General features: G+C 41.0%; 16 protein-coding genes and 1 CRISPR repeat array. Of the genes, 7 read left to right on the top strand and 9 right to left on the bottom strand.

The window, feature by feature from the left end; genetic code table 11:
- Nucleotides 1-15: 15 nt before the first annotated feature.
- From ACM0OW_RS21065 to psbP, 8 genes are all read right to left on the bottom strand, one after another.
- Nucleotides 16-729 (bottom strand): DevA family ABC transporter ATP-binding protein, encoded by a 714-nt coding sequence (locus tag ACM0OW_RS21065; RefSeq protein WP_414552088.1) that lies wholly within the window; start codon nt 727-729, stop codon nt 16-18.
- Nucleotides 730-878: 149 nt separating this feature from the next.
- On the bottom strand, nt 879-2033 hold the full coding sequence (devC, locus tag ACM0OW_RS21060; protein ID WP_414552087.1) for an ABC transporter permease DevC: 1155 nt from the start codon (nt 2031-2033) through the stop codon (nt 879-881).
- Between the two features lie 182 nt (nt 2034-2215).
- Entirely contained in the window at nt 2216-3715 is a 1500-nt protein-coding gene (locus tag ACM0OW_RS21055) for an HlyD family efflux transporter periplasmic adaptor subunit (protein WP_414552086.1), read from the bottom strand.
- Between the two features lie 962 nt (nt 3716-4677).
- Nucleotides 4678-5415 (bottom strand): phycocyanobilin:ferredoxin oxidoreductase, encoded by a 738-nt coding sequence (locus tag ACM0OW_RS21050; RefSeq protein ID WP_414552085.1) that lies wholly within the window; start codon nt 5413-5415, stop codon nt 4678-4680.
- A gap of 350 nt (nt 5416-5765) precedes the next feature.
- Complete coding sequence (locus ACM0OW_RS21045; protein WP_323211381.1) at nt 5766-6122, bottom strand: DUF5615 family PIN-like protein; 357 nt, start codon at nt 6120-6122, stop codon at nt 5766-5768.
- Between the two features lie 7 nt (nt 6123-6129).
- A complete protein-coding gene (locus ACM0OW_RS21040; protein ID WP_414552084.1) occupies nt 6130-6375 on the bottom strand; it encodes a DUF433 domain-containing protein in 246 nt (81 codons plus the stop codon).
- Between the two features lie 122 nt (nt 6376-6497).
- Nucleotides 6498-7819: direct repeats of the CRISPR family, unit length 37 nt; unit sequence GTTTCAATCCCTGATAGGGATTATGGGTGATTTTAAC.
- A gap of 259 nt (nt 7820-8078) precedes the next feature.
- Complete coding sequence (locus ACM0OW_RS21035; protein WP_414552083.1) at nt 8079-8672, bottom strand: Maf family protein; 594 nt, start codon at nt 8670-8672, stop codon at nt 8079-8081.
- A 76-nt stretch (nt 8673-8748) separates the two neighbouring features.
- The gene (psbP, locus tag ACM0OW_RS21030; RefSeq protein ID WP_414552082.1) at nt 8749-9294 is read right to left on the bottom strand and encodes a photosystem II reaction center PsbP; all 546 of its coding nucleotides are present in this window, start codon (nt 9292-9294) and stop codon (nt 8749-8751) included.
- 240 nt (nt 9295-9534) lie between these two features.
- Here psbP and ACM0OW_RS21025 point away from each other — a divergent pair, with 240 nt between their 5' ends.
- The 5 genes from ACM0OW_RS21025 to ACM0OW_RS21005 all read left to right on the top strand — a co-directional run bounded on the left by ACM0OW_RS21025 (nt 9535) and on the right by ACM0OW_RS21005 (nt 14073).
- Nucleotides 9535-10179, top strand: a complete 645-nt coding sequence (locus ACM0OW_RS21025; RefSeq protein ID WP_414552081.1) for a DnaJ domain-containing protein — start codon at nt 9535-9537, stop codon at nt 10177-10179.
- 382 nt (nt 10180-10561) lie between these two features.
- Complete coding sequence (locus ACM0OW_RS21020; protein ID WP_414552080.1) at nt 10562-11593, top strand: FecCD family ABC transporter permease; 1032 nt, start codon at nt 10562-10564, stop codon at nt 11591-11593.
- Nucleotides 11590-12636: a FecCD family ABC transporter permease gene (locus ACM0OW_RS21015; protein ID WP_414552079.1), complete on the top strand. Its 1047-nt coding sequence runs from the start codon at nt 11590-11592 to the stop codon at nt 12634-12636. Before ACM0OW_RS21020 ends, ACM0OW_RS21015 begins: the two co-directional genes overlap by 4 nt.
- Nucleotides 12633-13442: an ABC transporter ATP-binding protein gene (locus ACM0OW_RS21010; protein WP_414552078.1), complete on the top strand. Its 810-nt coding sequence runs from the start codon at nt 12633-12635 to the stop codon at nt 13440-13442. Before ACM0OW_RS21015 ends, ACM0OW_RS21010 begins: the two co-directional genes overlap by 4 nt.
- A 370-nt stretch (nt 13443-13812) precedes the next feature.
- Nucleotides 13813-14073, top strand: a complete 261-nt coding sequence (locus tag ACM0OW_RS21005; protein WP_414552077.1) for a MoaD/ThiS family protein — start codon at nt 13813-13815, stop codon at nt 14071-14073.
- A 54-nt stretch (nt 14074-14127) separates the two neighbouring features.
- Here ACM0OW_RS21005 and ACM0OW_RS21000 read toward each other — a convergent pair whose 3' ends face one another.
- Complete coding sequence (locus ACM0OW_RS21000) at nt 14128-14571, bottom strand: DUF2267 domain-containing protein (RefSeq protein WP_414552130.1); 444 nt, start codon at nt 14569-14571, stop codon at nt 14128-14130.
- Nucleotides 14572-14884: 313 nt separating this feature from the next.
- Between ACM0OW_RS21000 and thrC the strand changes: the two genes are divergently transcribed.
- Nucleotides 14885-16189, top strand: coding sequence for a threonine synthase (gene thrC / locus ACM0OW_RS20995; RefSeq protein ID WP_089093424.1), 1305 nt, complete (start codon nt 14885-14887; stop codon nt 16187-16189).
- A 91-nt stretch (nt 16190-16280) separates the two neighbouring features.
- On the top strand, nt 16281-16556 hold the full coding sequence (locus tag ACM0OW_RS20990; RefSeq protein WP_089093423.1) for a MoaD/ThiS family protein: 276 nt from the start codon (nt 16281-16283) through the stop codon (nt 16554-16556).
- The last annotated feature ends 139 nt before the right edge of the window (nt 16557-16695 follow it).

The following is a 16695-nucleotide window of genomic DNA, read 5'->3' as shown; positions in this document are numbered from 1 at the left end:
TGAGTTAGATAGAAATTATGGTTTTTCACCAGTTACTGCACCTGGGGAATCACGGGTTAAAAGACCATCTTCCATTTCGACGATGCGATCCGCTATGTCCAAAATCCGGTTATCGTGAGTCACTAGCAAGATGGAAGTTCCTTGCTCTTTAGCTAGACCTTGCATAATTTCCACGACATCCCGTCCTGATTGTTTGTCCAAAGCTGCCGTAGGTTCATCTGCTAATACTAATGGAGGACTATTGACTAGGGCGCGGGCGATCGCGATTCTTTGTTTTTGTCCACCAGAAAGGCTGTCTGGATAAAAAGTTACTTTATCCTTTAAACCAACCGCCCCCAGCATGGCTTGTGACTTAGAAATGGCTTGACTGGTAGTGACATTATTATTTAATTCCACCGCCATTTGCACATTTTGTGTGGCACTTAAAAAACCTAACAAATTGTGCGCTTGAAAAATATAACCAATGTTACGCCGAATTTGTACTAGTCTATTTTGACTAGCGCCAAACATTTCTACACCTAAAAATTTTAAGCTCCCTTCTTGTACAGACCGTAATCCACCAATCAAGCTCAGTAACGTTGTTTTACCTGAACCTGATGGACCAGTCATAATGACAATTTCCCCTGGATAAACCTCTAAGTTAATGTCAAATAAAATCTGTTTTTTAAGTGCGCCTTTACCATAGTAATGGTTGAGATTTTTTATGGCAATTACAGGTTCTTGTCTCATATTCAAGTAGGTATTTAGGTGTGATTTTTTCCGAGACGGAAGCGTGTATCCTGTAAATAATTAATATCTATCACTTACAAATTATAAATCAGAGTGCTAGATAAATATTAACATTTTAGATTCAATTTGCAATTGATAACTGATAGCTGTTAAAAGATATCTGCTGGGTCGGCAGAACGTAATTTACGTACAGCGATCGCACCGGAAACAAAACACATAATTATAGTTAAGATTAACACAGTGATGGCTCTTTCATAACTCATGTAAATTGGTAGTAGTGTAGCATCTCTAGCACTGGAGTACATGAACATAGCCACAATCCATCCTGGAATATATCCTAAGCAAGCTAATAGTAACGCTTCTTGAAGTATAACAGTTAACAAATAATTTTGTGTATAACCTATTGCCTTCAATGTCGCATACTCTGACAAGTGATCGGAAACTTCAGTATAAAGGATTTGATACACAATTACAGTCCCGACAATAAAACCCATAATTGTCCCTAAAGTGAAGATAAATCCAATCGCCGTACTGCTAGCCCAGTAATTACGCTCAAAATCAATAAATTCTTGTTTTGTTAAAACATTGACATCTTTAGGTAAGTAATTCCGCAATTGTTGAGCAACAACAGTAGAATTTTGTCCTGGTTTTAATCTAATTAAACCAATATCGATTAATCCTCGTTGACGATTGGCGAATATTCTCAAAAAATTCACATCACTGGTAATTAAATTACCATCAGCGCCAAAAGATGCACCTAAAGTAAAGAGTCCATCTACTTTAACTCGTCTTCTTTGGACTTCTGCTGTCAAAGTATTTCCTTTCTCTACCTCAGAAGCAATTGGACCATATTCTTCTCTAGAAGAACTGTCAAATAAAACCACGTCAGGTAGTTTTAACTTCTCTAAGTTCTCCTGCATACCTGGTAAATCAAATAGATTAGTCTCTGGATTCATCCCAAAGATTAAAATACTCCGAGGACGACCCGTGACGGGATTTCTCCAGGTTGTATAGTCCAAATATATGGGATGTACCGATTCTACCGCTTCTAATTCTAAAGCTTTATACAACCTTCGTTGAGAAAAGGTTTGCATTGCTAGCAATGCATTAGATTGTTGATTAATTAAAACGATGTCGCCTTTTAAGCTACCATGTAACCGCACGTTACTATAATAGAGTGCATCCCGAAAACCAATTTGCATAAACATGAGAATATCAGCAAAGGCAATTCCTGCCAAAGCAACGGCTAGGCGACTTTTATCTCTCGTCAGTTGTAGCCAAGACAGGGGTATTTTACGAGCCATTATATGTAATTTGTAGTTCGTAATTCGTAGTTCGTAATTCGTAATGCTCCCTTTGGTAGAGCTACGCTAATGTAATTCGTAATTGAACAAGCTATTAAAGTTTAAATTTTGGATGGAAATATTTCATCCAAAATCTAAAGTTTGGTTCTAGTCAAATGCTTTTTGACTATTGGTATTAATGTTCAATCAGAATCAGAATCAGAATTAGAATCAGAATCAGAATCAGAATCAGAATTAGAATTAGGATTAGGATTTGATTCTTTATTGATTTGAGCAAGTACCTTAGCATTGGTGAAACCAGACACTTTCTGACTATCTTCTGGAGTTAAGGTAATTTTGACTTCCACAACTCTAGCGTCTACATCTGCTACGGGATCTGTACTCAAGACATCTTTCTTGCCAATTTTTCTACCAATTTCAGTGACGGTTCCTGTTAATTCCCCAGTAAAGGCTCCATTTTCGCTCGTGACAGTAGCGGTTTGACCTATACGTACTTGAGAAATAGTATCTTCAGGAACTTCAGCAACAACGGTCATTTGATTGGTTTCGCCAATCTCAGCAATGCCACTTGCACCGATAGATTCTCCTGATTTGGTGTGAACTGCTAAGATTTCTCCCGCAATTGGCGATTGAACGTAGCTTAATTTTAGTTCGGCTTCGGCTCGTTTTACATTAGCGATCGCATTACTAACTTGAGCTTGTCCCCTCTGAATATCAGTCGGACGAAAGTCTTGAATTCGGCTCAATCTGGCTTGTTCTTCGTTAATCTGACTTTGCAAAGTCCTGATAGTTTGATCACGAGTCACTCTAGCTTCAACTAGCTGTTGTTGCAAAGTGGCAATAGTTTGTACCTGAGTAGCTCTAGCCTCGGCTAATTGTTTTCGTAAAGTCTCCTGCGCCTTTCGTAGGCTAGCTTGGGTTTCTCGAACTTGCTGATTAGCAGTTTGCGCTCTGAGTCTTCTGGTATCCCGTTCTTGCTGGGAAATAGCACCTTCACCGTATAAATAATCATACCGTCCAGCATCAACTTGAGCATCACGCTGTTCGGCTTGGATGCGAGCAACAGTTGCTCTTAAGTTTTCTTGTTGTCCTCTGAGTTCAGCCTCTAAGCGTTCAACACCTGCTTGTTGAGCAACTTTTTCTCCACTTAGCTGGGCAGCTATCCGCGCAATTGCCGCTTGTTGAGCATCCCTTTCTCCGTTTAACTGGGCTTGTAAGCGAGCAATGACTGCGGTTTGTGCTTGAATATCTCTAGGTGAAGCGACTCTGACTTGAGCTAAATTAGCCCGTGCTTCTTGCAGTCTGGCTTTTGCTTCCTCTAGGGCTGCTATTTGGGTATCATGGTTGTCTAAAATCGCCAATACTTGACCTTTTCTCACTCGCTCACCTTCGCGCACGAAAAGCTGCTGAATTCGTGATGAAGACTGCAATCCAGCTGCGGGAGCCGAAAGTCTCAAAACTTCCCCTTTTGGTTCCAAACGCCCCACAGAACTAATGCTATTGGCCAGTGGTTTTACGGGTACAGGTAGGCCTATTTTTTTTAGCTGCTCAACTTTAGCAGTAGTGAGTAAACCAGCAGCGATGACAATTGGTAGGGCTACAGCGATACCCCACCAAATCTTAGGTTGTTCCGGATCAAGTAGCAGCTCTTTTGAGCCTTGCTTCTCAGTCACCCTTGACATGGTTGTTGCCCGTTTGTTGAATTGTGCTTATGAAAATAAAAAAGGGAATTCGTAATTCGTAATTCGTAATTCGTAATTAGGAATTAAGAGGCATTAGAGTTGATCTCAGTTTCTTGGTTTGTATCCATTGCACTCTTTTTTTTAATTGGCGTTAGATTGGGTCAGATCATGTTCGTTTGATTACTTATTAAACCTCTATACTTTGTCTGCCCTTCTCGCTTGCATCGAAGGGGCTGGGGTGGGGTACTAAATTGTGGTAATCGTCAATAATTAACCGAACTTGATATCAAACAATTTTCAGTAATTTGCACGCTGATAACAATAAAAACAAACAACAGTGGTTTTCTGATTGCAGCCTGGTATAAACTTAGTAAATATAATCGCACGGACGTTTATTTGCGAGAAGAATCTCACAAGTGTTTTTTCAAACTTAAATCACTTCTGCTAAGTTTTTAGAGATTATATCAACAAGCTCAAAAAAACTTTTCTGCGGCACAAGTGAGTATTTAGTCATACCAATTGGATGTGAGTAATTAGGTGTGAGCCTCAGTAAAATGTCGATAGATGCGCTTTATTTGCCCATAAAACCAGTGTCACAGACTCACAAACTAAGCCTGCCTATTCAGGCTAATTAGGTGCATTTATGGCTATTTCACGCCAGCTATCATTCAAAAATGGTATTAGTTAGCGACCTACTACAAATATATGTCAAAGAAAGTATTCCTAACATTACAGTTTCCTTAACTTTTTGGTGAACCAATTAGTAAGTTTTTTTGCAGTCATTTATATTGGAAATATCTTCTCCAAGAACTTGCTGCTGTTGTCTAACTCCATTAAACTCTCATTGAATAAATAAATTCTACATTCATCAGTTACAGGAAAACGTAACAGAACCTACAGATGGGGGAGATGAGGGGAGTGGGGGGAGATTAATCAGTATTAATTTATGAAGCAAGCACTTTTTATTCTGGGAGATCAAATAATACTGTGGTCATGTAATTTTCTGCCCAATCTTCACCAAAGGCTTTTTCTAATACCCGCCGGGTTTTGTCGTTTTGTTGCTGTTGAGTACAATAGTTACGTTGTCCAGCTAGAATTTGTAGGGCTTTTTCTGGGGAAACTGGACTGGAGGCGATCGCTTGGGTACAATGAATATCTAACATTTCTTTGACACGGGAAAGAAACATTGTCTCTTCTTCTGGGGAACCTGGACGCACAAACAGGCAGAATTCTGAGAATATATGACCCCATTCGGGTAAATCACGGGGTTGGGAGAATTTTATCTGTTTGAGTGCGCTGAGTTCGGTGTTGTATGATTCTGGTAAGGTGCGATTTAAGTCTACAGGAGATAGGTCTGCGATCGCAGCACTAATTTGACCTCTACCTCCAACTAAGTCACAGCCAAACATGGGTATGTCATATTCTGGACGAGGAAACATCACACAATGCAATATATCCAACATATTCCCCACTTTCGCTAGTTCTAAGTGCATTTTGCGGAATTGGGGTGTTTGATAGCAGCGATTTTCTATAACCAGTTTCTCGCCTTCTAGTCTTCCTTCTACATACCCTAGTTCAGCCGGTAAGTGGTAAGGAGATAGTTCTAAGTGTTCATGCCAAACTGCTTCAATGGTATCAGCTAGTTGATGAATTAAGGGATGTTGTTGTTCTCTCAGCGAGGTGGTAGGAGTGTTTGACATCTTTTTCTTGCAAATGCTATCTAGTAGTCAGTCTACCTGCTGCTGTGTCACTTCTGTTTTGGCGGTAATATAAGAAAATATTTTTTTCTCGCGCAAAGGCGCAAAGGCGCAAAGAAGACCGCAAGAGGTCAGTGGTGGGTAGTATTTTGTCAAAAAATAATTGACGGATATATTTTCTGTAGAGACGGCGATTTATCGCGTCTCTCCAACTTTTGGGTAAATACAGCAGTTCCCGGTGTTATGAGGTACAGATATTAATGATAAAACTCTTGTGGTGCGGGCATCTTGCCCGCTATGTGTACCTCATAGCAGAAGGAAGTGCTGTAAACTTGAAATAATCTCAAATCAACCTATTCAAAATTAGCCTGACGAATCCGAAACTTATTTTTCATAGCAATTACAATTCTGCCATTAAGTAAATCTTCACTATATAAGTTTAAAGTATCTATTAATAACTCATTCCTAGCTTCACGAGGTAAATTTTCTAAACGTAAAACTCCACAATGACGCTTTCTTTGCTGCCAAATCATCTGTTCAAAATCATTATCTGTAGTGACAATAACTCTTTTTTCCGCAACTGCCCATTCTAAAATATGCTCGTCTATCATTTCGGGGTTGGTGTCACTTACAAAAACTACATCATGACCTAATTTTTGTAACCAATTACCCAAAGTGCGACTAGCATTGACATCTATTAAAAATTTCATATATGCCTTAGGATGCAGTTGCTCTGTCTACAACCTCTTCTTGAGAAACCAGATAATAAGCGTAAAATAAGGCTGCTTGGATATCTTCTGGTTCTAATTCTGGGTAATCTTCCATAATTTCTTGATTACTAGCACCTTTAGCTAGTAGTTCTAAAATCATTGCTACTGGTATTCTTAATCCCCGAATAATTGGTTTACCAGCCAAAATATTTCTGTCAAACTTAATCCTTTGTAGCAATTTGTTATCGCTCATTTTGAGTACCTTTGATCAGTCAAAATTCAAAATTGAACCCCAAGCTATACCTGTAATGGTTTTGGCTGGTATACTTCTTTGGCGATGGCTTATTTCCTTAACTTCCCATTATATCTATATTAGTTTCAATCCCTAATAGGGATTATGGGTGATTTTAACTCTATCACCAGTTATCACACCTTTAATATTGGCTTTGTTTCAATCCCTGATAGGGATTATGGGTGATTTTAACCTATTTATCGCATTAAAGACAGACTCAAACCAGGTTTCAATCCCTGATAGGGATTATGGGTGATTTTAACGCCAGTGAACACGCGTAGAGAAACGATTGGGTTGTTTCAATCCCTGATAGGGATTATGGGTGATTTTAACATACGTTTTTGCCTCGTTCCTCTGGATGCGGTAGTTTCAATCCCTGATAGGGATTATGGGTGATTTTAACGCAGCGTCTTTCAGGGCTACACGGGATACAGAGGTTTCAATCCCTGATAGGGATTATGGGTGATTTTAACTAAAACAGTTTCTCAGCCTAACCCATTCAACTTTTTTGTTTCAATCCCTGATAGGGATTATGGGTGATTTTAACATAATGCCGAATAACTATTATGATGTCAGTGTTGTTTCAATCCCTGATAGGGATTATGGGTGATTTTAACTGGAGCCTGCCACCGACCGCACAGGGGAAAACTCGTTTCAATCCCTGATAGGGATTATGGGTGATTTTAACTTTAGCGATCGCGAAGTGCGATCGCGCTACTCAGTTTCAATCCCTGATAGGGATTATGGGTGATTTTAACGGAATTGGAGGCTCAAATCAGCGAGCAATCCAAGCGTTTCAATCCCTGATAGGGATTATGGGTGATTTTAACACTAATATAGTCTGTAAGCCTTGGTACTCCATAACGTTTCAATCCCTGATAGGGATTATGGGTGATTTTAACGATGATGCACAGCAAAATCCGATACCACAAGAAATGTTTCAATCCCTGATAGGGATTATGGGTGATTTTAACGTAATAGGCTTGTGTAATAGAGATGTCTTACTTGTTTCAATCCCTGATAGGGATTATGGGTGATTTTAACCTTGTTGTCTTTATCGTCCGATGAGTTGCTTTTTGTTTCAATCCCTGATAGGGATTATGGGTGATTTTAACGCACCTCCACCCCAGCGCGAGTTAAATGTTCGTTTCAATCCCTGATAGGGATTATGGGTGATTTTAACCCAAAACCGCCGCGAATAAAATTCTTAATTTCACTCGGCGTTTCAATCCCTGATAGGGATTATGGGTGATTTTAACAAAAATAAATTCCTTGTATCGACTTTTGATCATGTCGTTTCAATCCCTGATAGGGATTATGGGTGATTTTAACCTAGGAGACTTTCGAGGTGTCCTTAATGGCAACTTTGTTTCAATCCCTGATAGGGATTATGGGTGATTTTAACTGCCCAGGTCTGAAAGCCTTTAAATATGTAGTTTTCAAGGTGCGGTTGCGTCAATCTAAAACAACAATAACCTTTCAGGCACGAAGGTGTCAATACTAACACTTGAGCAAATATCCTCAAAAGCAACTACAGCAATAGTTTCATACCTTTGCGTCAACCTCAATATCAAAATTATAGGGTCAAAACCATACAGTGTCAGCATTTGCGACGTTAAAATCCAACTTGCTTTTTAAACACCTACTGGTTGACGCAAAATTCGCTATTGCCAGAAATCAGTCACATCATATTCCAAATCTTCTAGCATCTGTCGCAGCAGGGGTAAACTCAGTCCAATGACATTGCTGTGACAACCTTCGATTTTCTCCACAAATAAACTACCAAAACCCTCAAGGGCGAAAGCACCAGCACACTTGAGGGGTTCGCCTGTAGCAACATAAGCTTGAATAGTGCGATCGCTCATTTTGGCAAAGTATACTCTTGTTACCTGACACTTAACTAAAGTCCGGTTTTGGCTAAGGTCAATCAACACATGACCAGTATACAAGTCACCAAACTTACCTTGCATTAATTGCCAACGAGCGATCGCTTCGGAAGCATCGGCTGGCTTACCATAAATTTCACCATTCACACCCAACACCGAATCACAACCCATAATCAAAGCTGATTCAAACTGGGGAACCACAGTTTCCGCCTTGCGTTGTGCCAAAATTTGTACTAACTGTGCAGGTTCATCGAGTTGAATTTGCGACTCATCAAAATCACTAGGCTGAACTATCGGCGTAATCCCAACAGTTTGCAGCAAGCGGTGGCGCGCCGGTGAAGCTGAAGCAAGTACAAATTGAGGTGTTTTCATTTTTGCTAAAAATGGCAATTTTCAATTAGGCATTAGGGAAGAATTTAGAAATTTCCCTAGATTCCCCCGATTCTTATTAATACACCGAAAAAGAACTTACAACATAGTCCATCAAGCTTTGAATTCTCGACCAACGTCTTTCGGGAATTGAAGCGTTGAAAGTATACAACTTACCACGGCTGACAGCAACACTAGTCACATTGTGTCGGTCTTCCCGATTAGGCAATTTCACTTCATACTCTAAGATATAGTATGTTTTCCCCTTTGATTCTCTCTCAAAAGCATTGATCAATTCCGCCGAACGACCAGAATCAGGAGGAGCAAGAGCCGCTTTTCCTAGCTTATAGCCTACTTCTGTGGGTGTCCCCAATTCTGTCAAACTTTTGTTGTCGGGAACCGGGCTAATGACCACAGAGACATTTTCCGACATTTCAATCAAATCGTGAAACACTACATCAGGGCCATCGGCAACTTTAACTTGTACCCAGCCGTTAGGGTATAAAAACTCATAGCCATCATAAGAGTCTACAAAGCTGTTGAATCCAGCCGCAGCAGCTACACCAGGATTATTTAGACTGATGCTCAACACCAAGAGCAAAGTAAATACAATTTTTTTCCACATTTCTCAAGATTCCTTTGGGCTGGAAACGAAATCAGTCCAGTATGATTTCTCGTTTTCATTGTCCCATCAACCGGGTCGCTTCGCATGACTCACCAGACCAGAAAATGGGTGATATCCGTGAAACAGCCTGATAGCCCCAGGTAAAATTCCACAAAAACAGTCAAATATAAACCATAAACTATATTATTATTCTTTATAGTTAATAGTTTACGGCTGGAAGCAAATAGCTGATAGTTCAAGATGGATCTTGGAGATTGCTACCGTTTATTGGGTCTAAGGTCAGGAGCCTCTTTTGCTGACATCAAATCGTCTTACAGACGGTTAGCGCAGCAATACCATCCCGATATTAACCCTCATGACATCAGAGCTAAAGACAAGTTTATTGCTTTGACAGAGGCTTACAAAGTCCTTTTAACGGTAGTCCCTTTTGAGGATATCGCCCCACAGTCAAGTAATGTTTCAATTTCTGGGCGTAATGCTACTCAGCCCACACGCCCAAAAAAAGCACCAACAACCACCACAGTTACAGCCGAAAAACCGCCCACACCAAAGCCACCGACAACACCAAAGCCACCCAATCTGGCGGAAATAGAACAGAGGCTGAAGTGGAAGACTTATGAGCAACTACAACGGTTTTTAAAAGAGAGAAGATTTCCCCAAGCGATCGCCTTGGTGGAAGCTTTGGCCGCACGTTTACCCACAGACACAGAAGTGCGACAATGGCAGGCGATCGCTTATCAAATCTGGGGACGGGCTTTAATTTCGGAAAATCAACTGTTGAAAGCCAGAATTTATCTCAAAAAAGCCCTGAAGACAGACCCTAATAATAAAGCTCTGTCAATAGAAGTACAGCGAGACTTCGAGAAATTAGAGCAGCTTTATTGACAAAGAGTCAGATTTTTCTGAAAATATCTCCCAAATGCTTACCTGGAAAGAAATACAGCATTTGGGAGTGAGAATTAAATTCAAGAACTTCAAGCAATTAACAATCTCCTAACTGCTTTAGTGGTTGCATTTAAATCAATTTAAATCTCTGCTTTTAATTGATTAATTCCACTTATAGCGGTATGCACTTGAATGAAGTATATCATAGCCCCCTCCTCGCCTGCGGGGAGGGGGTTGGGGGTGGGGTTCTTGTATCTCACTTAACTGAATCACCGCTATATCTATTTAAATAGATAAGAATTTGTGTTATTTAATTTTATATATACTTGATATAAATTATCAACCAGTTTAAACTCTATTGAGAAGAAATATCACATAGGTAATGAATAAATCAATGTCCTCTTTAAACAGAGGATTTTTGCAGTCCCTCACTTTACCCGTTGCGGGTTTAGTTCTAGGACTACTAATTCTCCTAATATGCCTAATTTTCAGCGTCACTCTCGGCGCAGCAGATATCTCCTGGCAAACAGTTTATACAGCCTTGATAGACTTTGATGGCTCAAAAGACCATTTAATTATTCGTACAGTCAGACTACCGCGATCGCTCCTCGCTGTCATGGTAGGTGCAGCAATTTCCGTATCTGGCGCACTCATGCAAGGTATAACCCGCAACCCCTTAGCCGACCCAGGCATATTGGGAATTAACGCCGGTGCATCCTTCGCCGTTGTCATCGCCATCTTTATCTTTGGCACATCTGCACCCAGTGTTTATATTTGGTATGCCTTCGCAGGTGCGGGAATTACCGCTATCAGCGTTTATTTCTTAGCTTCCCTGGGTCGCAGTGGAATCACACCTCTCAATTTAACTATGGCTGGTGCAGCTATTAGCGCCTTACTTGCATCACTGATTACTACCATTTTAATCGTCAGTCAACGCACATTAGAAGAAATTCGCTTTTGGTTAGCAGGTTCCCTAGCCGGTGCAGATAGCAGTCTCATTGCTCAAGTATTGCCTTACATTTCTATTGGCTTAATCTTGGCATTCCTCCTGGGAAGACAAATCACAATACTCAGTTTAGGAGAAGATATCGCCCAAGGATTAGGTCAAAAAACTCTATGGATAAAAATTTCCGCCGCCATTAGTGTTTTTCTCTTACAAGGTAGTGCAGTCGCAGTTGCTGGTGGGATTGGATTTATTGGTTTAATTGTTCCCCATATAGTTCGCTTCTTCGTTGGGGTAGATTACCGATGGATTTTACCTTATAGCGCCCTTTTCGGCTCAATTCTCCTATTAAGTTCCGATATTTTTGCCAGATTGGTAATTCGACCCCAAGAAATCCCCGTAGGAATTATGACCGCCTTAGTCGGTGCGCCCTTCTTCATTTATTTAGCCAAAAATAAAATCAAAAAATGAGGAATAATAGCTTAATTTTCCGTTCTAAAACATTTCCCATTTCTTTCCGCCTCCAGAAACGTGTTCCCATTGTTTTACTAATTTTAGTAATTATTACTTTAGTAACAATGGTAATTAGCACTTCCATTGGCGAATATCCCACACCACCCCTAGCGGTAATTCAAACAGTTTTAGGCATAGATACAGGTAATCCCGAATATGCTTTTGTGATTAAAACCCTCAGATTACCACGAACTTTAACTGCTGGACTTGTGGGCATGGCCTTAGCAACTTCTGGCACAATTATGCAAGGTATCACCAGAAATCCTTTAGCCGCTCCAGGTATTATTGGAATTAATGCAGGTGCTGGTTTAGCGGCTGTGGCCTTAATTGTGCTGTTTCCCAACTTACCTGCGGGAAGTTTGCCTATAGCCGCCTTTATTGGGGCTTTAACGACTTCTATAATCATTTACCTACTCGCTTGGGATAGTGGTACTCATCCCATTCGCTTGATTTTAATTGGTGTAGGAATTTCTGCGGTAACAGGTGCTTTCACTAGCCTATTAGTGACATTTGGCGAGATTTATAATGTTAGTCAAGCTTTAGTTTGGCTAGCTGGCAGTGTTTATGGCCGCAGTTGGGAACAGCTAGTAGCTTTATTACCTTGGTTGATAGTATTTATCCCCTTAGCTTTAGCCAGCGCCCCACAATTAAACGCTTTAGCTTTAGGCGATGAATTAGCAACAGGTTTAGGTAGTCAAGTCGAGTCACAACGCAGTTTTTTAATATTAATTAGTGCCGCACTTTCTGGTGCAGCAGTCGCCACGGCTGGAACTATTGGTTTTGTCGGATTAATTGCGCCTCACATTGCCCGTCAGCTAGTTGGTAGTAATCATCAGGGGTTAATTCCCGTATCCGCAGTATGTGGAGCCATGCTTGTAGTTGTCGCGGATTTGTTAGGCAGAATAGTGTTCGCCCCCGTGGAACTTCCCTGTGGAATTGTGACTGCGGTAATTGGCGCGCCTTACTTTATTTATCTATTAGTAAAAAGTAGAAAAAAATGAAATTAGATACTCAGATTTCTCCTCAATTATCAGCTAACAACATAACTTTAGGTTATGATGGTGTAACGATAGTCAAAAATTTAGACTTGAATATCCCCCAAGGAAAAATTACTGCCTTGGTTGGTGCGAATGGTTGCGGTAAATCTACACTTTTGCGGGGGTTAGCCAGGTTATTAAAACCGCATGGAGGCACAGTTTATTTAGATGCGGCAGATTTATTTAAGTTATCAACAAAAGATGTTGCTAAAAAATTAGGAATTCTAGCTCAGGGGCCAGTCGCACCAGAAGGTTTAACAGTCAGGGATTTAGTGGCTTGTGGGCGATTTCCTTATCAAAATTGGATGCAGCAGTGGACGAAGGAAGATGAACGTTTTGTAGAGGTAGCTTTAGAAACCACTAGAATGAAAGAATTCGCTGAACGGGAGTTAGATACTCTTTCTGGTGGACAGCGACAACGGGCTTGGATTGCGATGGCATTGGCTCAGAATACTGATATATTACTACTAGACGAACCTACAACTTTTTTAGACTTAGCACATCAAATTGAAGTTTTAGATTTGCTATGGGAATTAAACCAAAATCATGGTAGAACTTTAGTGATGGTGTTGCATGATTTAAATCAAGCTTGTCGTTATGCAGATTATTTGGTAGCGGTAAAGCAGGGTAGGGTTTATACTTGTGGTACGCCAGAAGAAGTAATGAATAAAACTACTGTGCAGGAAGTATTTGGGCTAAATTCCCAGATTGTTACAGACCCCGTTGCTGGCACACCAATGTGTATTCCCATTAGTCGAATCCGGTGTTGAAAATGCGATTTTATTGATGAAAAAAATCATTATTTTAGTAGGGTGTGTTATGCAGTAGGCTAACGCACTTTGTCTCTGGGATTCTTAACGGTGCGTTGCGCTGCGCGACAACACACCCTACAGTTTATTTAAAAATGCAATTCCCTTGATAGAGTAATATTACAGTCACTGTGATATTCGTGGATTGCTATCTTGCAATCATCATGGATTGAATGTTTCAACGTTTATTAATTACCTGTTCTTTACTCTTGGGCGGTTCCTTCACTTTTACCAATAACTGCAAATTCAGCAAACCAGTAACTAAACCACACAAAATAGCGTCTAGATTGTCTGCGAGTTCAAGCGAAGAGCGTATTTTGAATTATTTTTTATGTCCCAGTCTACAATTACGATAACCGTCAAGTTATTTGCAGCTTATCAAGAAGCCTGTGGTGCTTCAGAACTGAAACTGGAATTTCCAAACAGTACAGCAGTTAGGGCAGTGTGCGATCGCCTGATTGCCGAACACCCAGAACTCAGCCAATGGCGTGATATTACCCGTTTTGGCATTAATTTAATATTTGTCGAACCAGATAGCCTACTGCAAGATGGTGATGAAGTCGTGCTAATTCCCCCTGTGAGTGGGGGCTAATTCTTAGGGGCGCAAGGCCTTGCGCCCATACTGCGTGGTCTATTTACCTCTACATTACGCTCTGACTTCTTCCGGCCAGAGTTCTCGCAAAGCCGGCGGTAACATATTGATCACATCATCAATTTCACCTCTGGTAATGCGTTCAGCCAATAGCTGAAATACCGCACGCACAACTCGTTCCGCATCAATTTCCGGGTCTGTGTTGCGGAAGTAATCACGAATATGCTGTAAAAATACTTCTTTATTCCTTTCTTTGGTGGGAGTTGCGCCAGGTCGCCAGTTTTCGTAATAAAATCCCCCCAATAGAATGGGTAACTGCGCTCCTAAATGTGCGGCTTCTGCTACCGTTAGGCGATCGCGCAAAGCGTGTAATGTAGCACGTAGTGCCTGAAAGACTTGGTGCTTACTTTCCCATCCCAGCTTATTACACAAGTCATTTACCCAAGGAATAGTTGTCTGAATTGTGGTATCAAAAATATCCAATCCTGTCATTGTCATAGCGATCGCTCCTGTCAAATGCCTTGAGTTAGCAAGGGTGAGACCCACCGAATCAGTCCCGACTCTTAAGGATTCAAGGCTTTTCATGTCCTCAAGTCAATCCTAAGAATTTAGAAGTTGTGTCTCCTCTGACTAGTGGTGTGTGATGCCTGATTTAGCGCTCTGTCTAAGGGATTGAGTCCTTGTTAAACCTGAATGTGAGATGAATTACACAGCTATACCCGACAAAAATAGTCGGGTATGTTTGACGGGTATTTTAACTCGTGTTAGTATCAGGCGACAGTTGAGCGACAAAACAGGGAAGGCTTCATTTATGACTCAGGCAATCACCAAAGATACCCAATCAACAACTTCGACTTTAAAAGCTTTAAAGTGTAAAGAATGTGGTGCGGAATACGAACTTAAAGCCAGTCATGTCTGTGAGTTATGCTTTGGTCCACTGGAAGTTAAGTATGACTTCAGTGAGTTACGTCTGACGATTACTCGTGAAAAAATTGCCGCCGGTCCCAATTCAATTTGGCGCTACCGTCCCTTTCTACCCGTTGCAACTGACAATGTAATTGATGTGGGAACAGGGATGACTCCCCTCGTCCGTTCCCACCGCCTGGCTCGTCGCCTGGGTTTAAATAAGCTTTATATTAAAAATGATGCAGTAAATATGCCCACCCTGAGCTTTAAGGATCGGGTGGTATCAGTGGCTCTCAGCCGAGCGCGTGAATTGGGTTTCACCACCGTTTCCTGTGCTAGCACTGGTAACTTGGCTAATTCTACAGCTGCGATCGCAGCTCATGCCGGTTTAGATTGTTGTGTATTCATCCCCGCAGATTTAGAAGCAGGTAAAATTCTGGGTAGCTTAATCTACAGTCCTACACTGATGGCAGTCAAGGGCAACTACGATCAGGTAAATCGTCTCTGCTCGGAAGTGGCTAATACACACGGCTGGGGTTTTGTCAATATTAATTTACGTCCATATTATTCTGAAGGTTCCAAGACTTTAGGCTTTGAAGTTGCAGAACAACTTGGTTGGGAACTACCAGATCATGTAGTTGCACCTCTAGCTTCTGGTTCCCTATTCACCAAGATTTATAAAGGTTTCCAAGAATTTGTGGAAGTCGGTTTGGTGGAAGCTAAAGATGTCCGTTTCAGTGGCGCTCAACCCGAAGGTTGTTCACCCATCGCCCAAGCATTTAAAGAAGGGCGCGACTTTATTAAACCAGTGAAACCTAATACAATTGCTAAATCATTAGCCATTGGCAATCCCGCCGACGGTATTTATGCTGTTGAGCTAGCGAAGAAAACTGGCGGTAATATTGAATCAGTCAATGATGCCGAAATTATTGACGGCATCAAGCTACTAGCCGAAACCGAAGGTATTTTCACAGAAACAGCAGGTGGTACAACCATTGCTGTGCTGAAAAAATTAGTCGAAGCCGGCAAGATTGACCCAGATGAAACCACAGTGGTTTACATCACTGGTAATGGTTTAAAAACCCAAGAAGCAGTACAAGGCTACGTCGGCGAACCTTTGACAATTGATGCTAAACTAGATAGCTTTGAACGTGCCTTAGAGCGCTCTCGTACACTTGACCGCTTGGAATGGCAACAAGTCCTCGTATAGTTAGAAGTTGTGAGTTAAGAGTTTTCTTCCTAACTTTCAACTCCTAACTGTACTCTTAACTCTCCCCTTTTACTCATAATTTTCTACTTCTATGGCTGTTAAAGTTTTAGTTCCCACCGCGCTGCAAAAATTTACAAATAACCAAGCTACCCTGACCTGTAGTGGTAGTAATGTTTCTGAACTGTTCGATTCTTTAGAGCAAAACTGCCCTGGAATCAAAGCCCGGTTATGTGACGAGAAAGGACAGGCGCGACGCTTTTTAAATTTCTATGTGAATAGCGAAGATATCCGCTTTTTAGACGGGATAGAGACACCCCTCAAAGATGGTGATGAAGTGAGTATTGTCCCGGCTGTAGCTGGTGGTTGATTCATTAGTCATTAGTCATTAATCATTAGTCATTAGTTATTTGGGTTGCATACTGCCCTTCTTGTGGGATGGTTCACTCAGGACCATTGGTGTCAACTTAACGTAAAACCCTTAATAAATAAAGAGGAGGACAAGAGCG

The organism is Anabaena sp. CCY 0017 (assembly GCF_963920885.1).
Lineage (GTDB): Bacteria > Cyanobacteriota > Cyanobacteriia > Cyanobacteriales > Nostocaceae > Nodularia.
This window is presented reverse-complemented; position numbering and strand designations above follow the sequence as displayed.

Coding starts and splice junctions, on each gene's coding strand:
- ACM0OW_RS21065 (WP_414552088.1), bottom strand. CDS start 729: ATGAGACAAGAACCTGTAATTGCCATAAAAAATCTCAACCATTACTAT.
- ACM0OW_RS21010 (WP_414552078.1), top strand. CDS start 12,633: ATGAAATTAGATACTCAGATTTCTCCTCAATTATCAGCTAACAACATA.
- ACM0OW_RS21015 (WP_414552079.1), top strand. CDS start 11,590: ATGAGGAATAATAGCTTAATTTTCCGTTCTAAAACATTTCCCATTTCT.
- devC (WP_414552087.1), bottom strand. CDS start 2,033: ATGGCTCGTAAAATACCCCTGTCTTGGCTACAACTGACGAGAGATAAA.
- psbP (WP_414552082.1), bottom strand. CDS start 9,294: ATGTGGAAAAAAATTGTATTTACTTTGCTCTTGGTGTTGAGCATCAGT.
- ACM0OW_RS21050 (WP_414552085.1), bottom strand. CDS start 5,415: ATGTCAAACACTCCTACCACCTCGCTGAGAGAACAACAACATCCCTTA.
- ACM0OW_RS21040 (WP_414552084.1), bottom strand. CDS start 6,375: ATGAGCGATAACAAATTGCTACAAAGGATTAAGTTTGACAGAAATATT.
- ACM0OW_RS20990 (WP_089093423.1), top strand. CDS start 16,281: ATGGCTGTTAAAGTTTTAGTTCCCACCGCGCTGCAAAAATTTACAAAT.
- ACM0OW_RS21055 (WP_414552086.1), bottom strand. CDS start 3,715: ATGTCAAGGGTGACTGAGAAGCAAGGCTCAAAAGAGCTGCTACTTGAT.
- ACM0OW_RS21035 (WP_414552083.1), bottom strand. CDS start 8,672: ATGAAAACACCTCAATTTGTACTTGCTTCAGCTTCACCGGCGCGCCAC.
- ACM0OW_RS21045 (WP_323211381.1), bottom strand. CDS start 6,122: ATGAAATTTTTAATAGATGTCAATGCTAGTCGCACTTTGGGTAATTGG.
- ACM0OW_RS21005 (WP_414552077.1), top strand. CDS start 13,813: ATGTCCCAGTCTACAATTACGATAACCGTCAAGTTATTTGCAGCTTAT.
- ACM0OW_RS21025 (WP_414552081.1), top strand. CDS start 9,535: ATGGATCTTGGAGATTGCTACCGTTTATTGGGTCTAAGGTCAGGAGCC.
- ACM0OW_RS21020 (WP_414552080.1), top strand. CDS start 10,562: ATGAATAAATCAATGTCCTCTTTAAACAGAGGATTTTTGCAGTCCCTC.
- thrC (WP_089093424.1), top strand. CDS start 14,885: ATGACTCAGGCAATCACCAAAGATACCCAATCAACAACTTCGACTTTA.
- ACM0OW_RS21000 (WP_414552130.1), bottom strand. CDS start 14,571: ATGACAATGACAGGATTGGATATTTTTGATACCACAATTCAGACAACT.